Source organism: Rhodococcus sp. IEGM 1370 (assembly GCF_033142325.1).
GTDB lineage: Bacteria > Actinomycetota > Actinomycetes > Mycobacteriales > Mycobacteriaceae > Rhodococcoides.
In genome coordinates, this window is record NZ_JAWLRY010000009.1 from 107,177 (window position 1) to 115,355 (window position 8,179).

The window sequence follows — 8,179 nt, forward strand, 5'->3', positions numbered from 1 at the left end:
GACAACGCTGTCGATGTTACTCGGCGGTAGGTCCGACGCCGAACTCGCCGCCGATCAGTAAATTCTGGCATCGAGCGATCAACGCCGAGCGCAGAGGTGCCGCTTCGCTCGACAACTCTCCCTGCGCGCGCACATATTCCGCTCGTCCGGCCGCGGTCTCTATTCGAATGGGTTCGAGATCGTAGTCGCTCAGGTCGTACGGGCTCGCGCGCATGTCGATCGTTCGCGCGTGCAGAGCCAGCTCGAAGCAGTCGGTGAGAAACTCGGAATCGATCAGCGGTCCGAGCTTGTAGCACCACTTGTACAGATCCATCGAGGCGTGAATGCACCCGGGTTGCTCGGATGTCAGACGCGACTCCGCTGACAGCGTAAGAGCATTGCGCGGCGCAGCATCGGGAGTGAAGAAGCGGAAGGCGTCGTAGTGCGTGCACCGCAACGTCATCGAATCGACCACGGCATCGGTTCCGTCGTGTCCCAGACGCAGTGGCACCTGCTCGTGACGCTGCGCCGACGTTCCCCCGCGGTAGACCATCGCCCACTCGTGCAGTCCGAAACATCCGAGCACCGGCGGCCTGTCTCGGGTGGCGGAGAGCAGGCCGAGGGTGAATTCGATGCTCGATCGTCGACGCTCGACCAGATCCGACCGCACTCGAAAACCCGGGCCGTCGGCGGTGTCCACCTGCTCGTAGGACGCGAACTCCGCGTAGTCACGCGCACGATCGCCGGTGAGTACGACGCCGTGACCTGGATTCCATCGGCGTAGCTGACCCGGGCGGTGACTGTAGTAGGTGAACAGAAAATCGAGCACCGGATGGACGCCGCCGTGGCCCCGGTCGGTCAGATAATCACCGACGAGGTTCTCCACCCGCGCCGTATGCGCAGCACGACGAGCGGTCCACTGCCCTTCGCTCACCAACGTCGAATTGGGCATTCACGCGTTCCGTGGGGGAGTAGTCGCAGGCTTGAAGTTGGACGACGATTGACCCGGACGGGGACCGGCCACCCGGTGTGTGCCGTCCCGAACCGTACCGACGAACTCCTCGACCAGGTCCTCGAGCGCGACGATACCGACCGTGGCACCGGTCGCGTCGTGCACGGCACCGAGGTGGCTGCTGGCCCGACGCAACTTGGTCAACGCGTCGTCGAGCACCGTGTCGATGGAGACCACCGGCAGTGCCCGCACATCACTGCGGGGAATGACCGTGTCCGGTCCTGCCGACTCGTCGGCCATGTCGTCGAGTACGTCCTTGAGGTGCAGGTAGCCCACAAGTGCCCCCGAGGCGTCGCGAACCGGATAGCGCGAGAATCCCGTTTCGATGACGGCTCGTTCGACCGAGCCCAGGGTGGGTCCGAGGGTGTGATCGGGACCGGACAACTCGATACTGCGAACCTGGTGCGAGGGAATCAGAACCTCACCCACCGTTCGGCCGGACGTTTCCAGGGCCTGCCGCAGTCGTCGATGCTCCTCGGCGTCGATCAGTCCCTCGGATCGTGATTCGCCGATCATCTGCGACAACTCGACCGCCGATACCGAGGAACTCAGCTCGTCCTTCGGCTCGATCCGCAGCAGTCGAAGGGTGAGGTTGGCGCACATGTTGTAGAACGAGATCAGCGGCAGTGCCACCTTGATGAACAGCAGATGGATGGGCACCAGAACCATGGCGGTGCTCTCCGGGCCTGCGATCGCGATGTTCTTGGGCACCATCTCACCGATGAGAATGTGCAGAACGACCACGAGCGTCAATGCGATGGCGAAGGCGATCGGGTGCAGGAAGGACTCGGGAATGCCGACTGCCTCGAGCGGAACCTCGATCAGGTGTGCCACTGCAGGCTCTGCCACACGACCGAGAAGGATAGAGCAGATCGTGATGCCGAGCTGTGCAGCGGCGAGCATCTGCGACAGGTTCTGACCGGCCTCGATCACGCTCTGAGCGCGCTTCTTGCCCTGTGCGAGCAGCGCTTCGAGGCGATCCCGCCGGGCCGAGATCAGTGCGAACTCGGCTCCGACGAAGAATGCGTTGCCGGCGAGCAGTAGAACGGCGAGACCGACTCCGAGGAAATCACCCATCGATCTCACCCTCCGATCTCATCCGAGCCACCGCCGCCGCGTCGACGGGCAGGAGCACCACCCGGTCGATGCGGCGGCCGTCCATCCGAATCACCCGTGCCACCCAACCGCCGTCTCGTTCGAGCGGATCCTCGTTGGCCGGGGGAGGCAACATGACTGCGTCCCCCTCGGTCGGAATGCGACCCAACTCGGTCAGTACCAGACCGCCGATGGTTTCGTACTCGCCCTCCGGTGCGGAATATCCCGTGGCCGACGCGACCTCGTCGATGCGCAGCAGGCCTGCGCAATCCCATCCGTCGCCCGATCTGGAGACGTCGAGTTCGGGTTCGTCGTGTTCGTCGCGCACGTCACCGACGATTTCCTCGATCAGATCCTCCATCGTGACCATGCCCGCGGTGCCGCCGTACTCGTCGACGACGAGAGCGACCTGCATACCGTCGGCGCGTACCCGTTCCATCACCGCGTCGCCGTCGAGGCTGGACGGTACGACAGGAACGTCTCGTGCCAGGGACTCGACGGTCGTCGAGCGACGGTGCGCTCCGGCGACGGTGAACGCATGCTTGATGTGAACGACGCCGATGGTGTCGTCCAGATCGCCGTCGACCACCGGAAAGCGCGAGAAGCCGGTCCGCGCCGCGGTTTCGATCAGATCGGCCACGGTGGCGTCGGTGGCGAGCGTTTCTATCTTGACTCGTGGCGTCATCAGTTCCTCGGCCGTGCGATCACCGAACTGCAACGACCGATCGACCAGTCGGGCGGTGTTCTCGTCGATCGATCCCTGCCGTGCCGACGTGCGGACCAGTGAACCCAGTTCCTGCGGCGACCGCGCGGATCTCAGTTCCTCGGCCGGTTCGATGCCGAGCCGGCGTACCAGCCAGTTCGCCGAGCCGTTGAGCCCGTTGATGGCCCATTTGAAGACCAGTGAGAACCCGGCCATCGCACCGGCGGTGACACGAGCGGTCGACATCGGTTTCGCGATGGCGATGTTCTTGGGAACCAGCTCACCGAAGATCATCGAGAACGAGGTGGCCAGGATCAGCGCCACGGCGAGCGAGATTCCTGCGGAGAGGGTCTCGGATGCGCCCAGCGCGTCGGCCACGGGTCGGATGAAGCCGGCCAGTACCGGTTCGGCGAGGTAACCGGTGATCAGTGTCGTGATGGTGATGCCGAGTTGGGCACCGGACAGCTGAAAGGACAGTGTCTTGTGGGCGTGCAGCACCTGGCGTGAGCGCAGGTCGCCGTTGTCGGCCTGCGACTCGACGGCACTGCGTTCGAGAGCAGTGAGCGAGAACTCGGCCGCGACGAACAGTGCGGTGCCGGCCGTCAGAGCGACGAAACCGAGCAGGCTCACGATGGTGAGAAGAAGTGCCACGCGTCAGCTCCGCCTGAGCCGGGACCGTCGAAGCTGGGACAGGAGCATCGCGCCGCCGGAGTGCACGTGGTTGCCGAAATCTGTGTCGCCGGGTTTCTCTCCCGGCTCGATAGAGGATCCCTCCGAAGTGGAACTCTCGTCGTGTTGTTCCGCAGTTGCCGCGACGGCAACCGAGATAGTGGGTGCCTCGGGCACCTGATTCCCTTCTGTTCGGTTCGCGATGTGGTCCCACTCCGTGAGGAGCCGACCGTTCCGCCACCTGTCGAGAATCGAATGCTCGAATGTCCGACGAGTGGCGAGCGCGAACAACTGTGTTTGCTGTGGGTGAGTCTAACCGTGCCCGACCGTCACCACCCGGAGGGCAGGGGCCGTCCTTCGGCGAATCCGGCTGCGGACTGGACCCCCAGAACTGCTCGTTCGGCCAACTCCGGCAGCGAACGGGCACCCGCATACGTGCAGGTACTGCGAACTCCGGCACAGATGTGATCGATCAGGTCCTCGACACCGGGGCGATCGGGATCGAGGCGCATCCGCGAACTGGAAATGCCCTCCTCGAACAAGGCCTTGCGAGCCCGGTCGAACGCCCCATCGGTGGCGGTACGGGCGGCAACGGCTCGCTTCGACGCCATACCGAAGCTCTCCTTGTACCGATTGCCGGATGCGTCCACCCGCAGGTCGCCGGGCGACTCGTAGGTGCCGGCGAACCACGAGCCGATCATGACGTTGGCGGCGCCGGCAGCCAGTGCGAGTGCCACGTCACGAGGATGGCGTACACCGCCGTCGGCCCACACCGAAGCCCCGAGTTCGGCTGCCGCAGCGGAGCAATCGGCGACAGCCGAGAACTGGGGGCGTCCGACGCCGGTCATCATGCGTGTCGTGCACATCGCTCCCGGCCCGACACCGACCTTGACGATGTCCGCGCCCGCCTCCACCAGATCGCGCGTCCCCTGCGCGGACACCACATTGCCGGCCGCCAGGGGAACGCCGAGATCGAGGGAGCGCACGGCAGCGAGGGCTTCGAGCATCTTCTGCTGATGCCCGTGAGCGGTGTCCATCACGAGCACATCGGCCCCGGCCTCGACCAGTGCAGTCGCCTTCTCGGCCACGTTGCCGTTGATGCCGACCGCGGCAGCGATACGGAGGCGACCCGACGCGTCGACTGCAGGCGCGTAGATGCCGGTTCTGATCGCGCCGGTCCTGGTGACCACACCTGCCAGGGAGCCGTCGTTCTCGACGACGACGGCGAGGTGGGCGTGTGCCGCCTCCATCAGCTCGAAAACTTCCTTGGGTGACGCATGGCGAGGGGCTCGCACGAAATCGGCCGACGCCACGGAGCTGAGCCGCGCGAATCGGTCGACGTCGGCGCAGGCACCCTCGGACACGACTCCGATCGGCTTGCCGTGTTCGACGATCACGACCGAGCCGTGTGCACGCTTGTGCATCAGCGCCAGGGCGTCGGACACGGATGCGTTGGGGCCGAGAACGACCGGTGTGTCCGCGATCAGGTCGCGACTCTTGACGAATGCGACGGTTTCGGCGACGGCCTCGGTGGGGAGATCCTGCGGGATCACGGCGATCGCTCCGCGACGTGCGACGGTTTCGGCCATACGCCGACCCGACACCGCGGTCATGTTCGACACGACGATCGGAATAGTCGTTCCCGAACCGTCGACCGTACTGAGGTCGACATCGAATCGCGACGTGACGTCGGTTCGGTTGGGGACGAGGAAGACATCGTCGTAGGTGAGATCGTAGGGCGGTCGGTGACCATCGAGGAACTGCACGTTGATCGAGACTACCGGTCGGGCGCGATCGGCGGGGTCGACGCCCCGTCCACCGTCTCCCTTTCGATGCGAGTCGACGCCTGGGTCTGCGACAGTCGAATCGTCGCGGCGATCATGACGGACACCGCTACGGCGATGACGGCGAGGGAAGCCCCGTCGGTTCTGATTCGCTCGTCCAGGACCGTGATGCCGATGAACGCAGCGCCGAGGGGCTCGCCGATCGTGACGGCAGGCATGGACGCGGACAGCGGACCGACTTGAAACGCGCGTTGTTGGAGGTAGAAGCCGAGAACTCCCGATCCGACGAGGGCGTAGGTCTGCCAGGCCGTCAACGCGCCGAACCTCTCGTTCTCCACGAGGTCGGTGACCAACTTCGTCAGAGCCGCGGCCAGACCGAACAGCAACCCTCCTGCGGCTCCGAGCAACAGGGCCCGCACACCGGGGGCGGTCAGGAGCAGACCTCCCACTGCTGCGCCGCCGATCACGACCGCGGCGACGATCAGAGGAACGATCCAGTCGGACAGAGGGGCGTCGGTGTCACCTTCGCTGGGGTCGCCGACCACGATGAACACCGCGAGGGCGGCGGCAAGCAGGAATGCGAGCACCCACGTCGAAGCAGGGAGAACCCGGCCCGCCAATTTCGCCGACATCGGGAGTGCGAACAGCAGGGCGGTGACGAGCAACGGCTGCACGACCAGGACCGAACCGACCCACAGTGCAGCGATCTGAACGGCGTAGCCGCCCCCGTCGCCGAGTACGCCCACCCACCATCTGGGGCTTCGGATCAGAGCCGAGAGCAGTGACGTTCCCTGGGGGACCGACGCCGCGGCGCTCTGCTGTGCCACCGACGCACAGGCGAACAGGAATGCCGAAACCAGGGCGAGCGCGATCGACAACCACGAGGCGGTCACCCGCGTCGTCCTCTGTTGCCGCCCCGCCTGCCCCCGGCCCGCCCGCCTCGCTCGTGTCGGACGGGCGCAGCACCGCGCCGCGAGCCACGTTGTGCCGGTGCTTCGACCGCCTCGGCCGGGAGCGGCCTGCCGATGGGTGTACGCGCCCCGGTCAATCGACGCCACGAGGTGGGATCGCTCTCGGTGTCGACCACCGTTGCCGAGACACCGGCATCGCCCGCCATCGCGCACACGTGATCCACCTGTTCGGCCGTAGCCAACGTCACGACGGTTCCGCTGGAGCCGGCGCGGGCAGTGCGACCTGCGCGATGCACGTAGTCCTTGGAATCCAGTGGTGGGTCCACGTGGACCACGAGGCTGACGTCGTCGACGTGAACCCCACGTGCCGCGACATCGGTCGCGATCAGCGCGGTCGATGCGCCGTCGCCGAAAGCGGCCAGCGAACGTGTGCGGTGCGCCTGAGTCTTGTTGCCGTGCAACGACGATACCGGTACGCCCAGCCGGCGACAGTCGTCGGTGAGCCGGTCGACCGCGTGAGTGGTGCGGACGAACAGCAACGTGCGCCCGTCCCTGTTGGCAAGTGCGGCAGCTACTTCTGTCTTGCGGCCGGCATCGACCCTGAACACGTAATGCGCGATGTCCGGTTCGCTCACCGACTCCGCGGTGGAATGTTCGGCCGGATCGCTGAGGAACTTCTCGACCAGGCGGTCGACGTCTCCGTCCAGGGTCGCCGAGAACAGCAGCCGCTGGCCGCCGGTCGGTGTCGCAGCGAGAAGCGAATCGACCTGGGGCAGAAATCCCATGTCCACCATGCGATCTGCCTCGTCGATCACGGTGACCTCCACTCGATTCAACGTGATCGAACGACGCTCGAGGAGATCGTTGAGGCGACCGGGGGTGGCCACCACGATGTCGATTCCGCGCTGGATCTCTCTGACATTGCGCTCGAGCGGAACGCCGCCGACCACGCCGACGCTGCGCAGGCCGAACGTCGCACCGTGGACGTCGAGCACTTCCTGGATCTGGAGCGCGAGTTCGCGAGTGGGAGCCAGCACGAGTCCACGCGGTGCACCGGGCTCGCTGCGTCGGCCGGCAAGCCGCACGAGCAGTGGAAGCCCGAACGCGAGAGTCTTGCCGGATCCGGTCGGAGCACGGCCCAGCACATCGCGACCCGCGAGCGCATCTGGCAGGGCGGCGGACTGGATCGGAAACGGCTCGGAGACACCCGCTTTCCTGAGCGAGTGCACGAGAACCACGGGCAGTCCCAGTTCTGCGAACGATCGAACGGATTGACCCGGCATGGCTGTGACCATACCGCTGCGTCGGCCGTGCGTCGGAATCTTCTTGTCGGTGCCCCGCGCAATACTCGGGGCAGAACGCATGTTCGATCGGCGTTCGACACCGTGATTGCCGAGGGGGCGATCGCACGCAGAGTGTGGGGGAGCTATGTGCAAGATGTGTCAGGGCCACAGCGTCGACGAGTACATCGAGGGCGTGATACGCACCATCGACAGGTGTGGCTGGGCCCTGCAGTACGTCGAATCGGAAGTCGATCCCGACGGTATCCATCCGGCGTTCTGCTACACGGTCGGTCTCACGAATTTCGGCAGCCCGGAGATCGTCCTGACGGGGCGCGGGCCGCACGAGTCCTCGAGAATTCTCAATTCGCTCGGCGCATCGGTGGTCTCGGGAATGCTGGAGCTCGAGTCCGGAATCGGTTGCACTGCAGCCGGATTCGATCTGTTCACCATCGACGTACCGGACTGTGCGGATATTCTGTACACCGCATCCGACGTGTACGGCCAAGGGTGCTTCAGTGCGGTGCAGGCGGTGTGGAAGGACCTGGAAGGTGCACTGCCGTGGGAGGGCATCCCGTCGACGGTGGTCCAACCGATACTCGGGCCGGTGCCCGTCTGACCTTGTTCTCGGTACGTACCACCGGTGGGGCGGCGGGGAGCACCCCCCCCCCCCCGCGGGCGGGGCGCGGTCAGGGGTAGCTCTCCGGACCATCGCCCCCCCCCACACTTTGGAACATTCCATACCA

General features: G+C 65.6%; 7 protein-coding genes. 1 reads left to right on the plus strand and 6 read right to left on the minus strand.

Annotated elements, in window-relative coordinates; all coding sequences use genetic code 11:
• Positions 1-16 precede the first annotated feature (16 nt).
• From R4P47_RS13940 to R4P47_RS13965, 6 genes are all read right to left on the minus strand, one after another.
• Entirely contained in the window at positions 17-931 is a 915-nt protein-coding gene (locus R4P47_RS13940; RefSeq protein WP_068047392.1) for a 3-methyladenine DNA glycosylase, read from the minus strand.
• A complete protein-coding gene (locus R4P47_RS13945; RefSeq protein WP_149405728.1) occupies positions 932-2,068 on the minus strand; it encodes a hemolysin family protein in 1,137 nt (378 codons plus the stop codon).
• On the minus strand, positions 2,061-3,440 hold the full coding sequence (locus R4P47_RS13950) for a hemolysin family protein (RefSeq protein ID WP_317785040.1): 1,380 nt from the start codon (positions 3,438-3,440) through the stop codon (positions 2,061-2,063). The genes R4P47_RS13945 and R4P47_RS13950 overlap by 8 nt, the downstream gene beginning before the upstream one ends.
• A gap of 347 nt (positions 3,441-3,787) precedes the next feature.
• Positions 3,788-5,224 carry a GuaB1 family IMP dehydrogenase-related protein gene (locus R4P47_RS13955; protein ID WP_317785041.1) on the minus strand — a complete coding sequence of 479 codons (1,437 nt, stop codon included), beginning with the start codon at positions 5,222-5,224 and terminating at the stop codon, positions 3,788-3,790.
• 11 nt (positions 5,225-5,235) lie between these two features.
• Complete coding sequence (locus R4P47_RS13960) at positions 5,236-6,135, minus strand: DMT family transporter (RefSeq protein ID WP_317785042.1); 900 nt, start codon at positions 6,133-6,135, stop codon at positions 5,236-5,238.
• Positions 6,132-7,517, minus strand: coding sequence for a DEAD/DEAH box helicase (locus tag R4P47_RS13965; RefSeq protein WP_256989568.1), 1,386 nt, complete (start codon positions 7,515-7,517; stop codon positions 6,132-6,134). Before R4P47_RS13965 ends, R4P47_RS13960 begins: the two co-directional genes overlap by 4 nt.
• Before the next feature lie 64 nt (positions 7,518-7,581).
• On the opposite strand from R4P47_RS13965, the gene R4P47_RS13970 reads away from it, so the two are divergent.
• The gene (locus R4P47_RS13970) at positions 7,582-8,052 is read left to right on the plus strand and encodes a DUF4262 domain-containing protein (protein ID WP_149405731.1); all 471 of its coding nucleotides are present in this window, start codon (positions 7,582-7,584) and stop codon (positions 8,050-8,052) included.
• Positions 8,053-8,179: the final 127 nt, after the last annotated feature.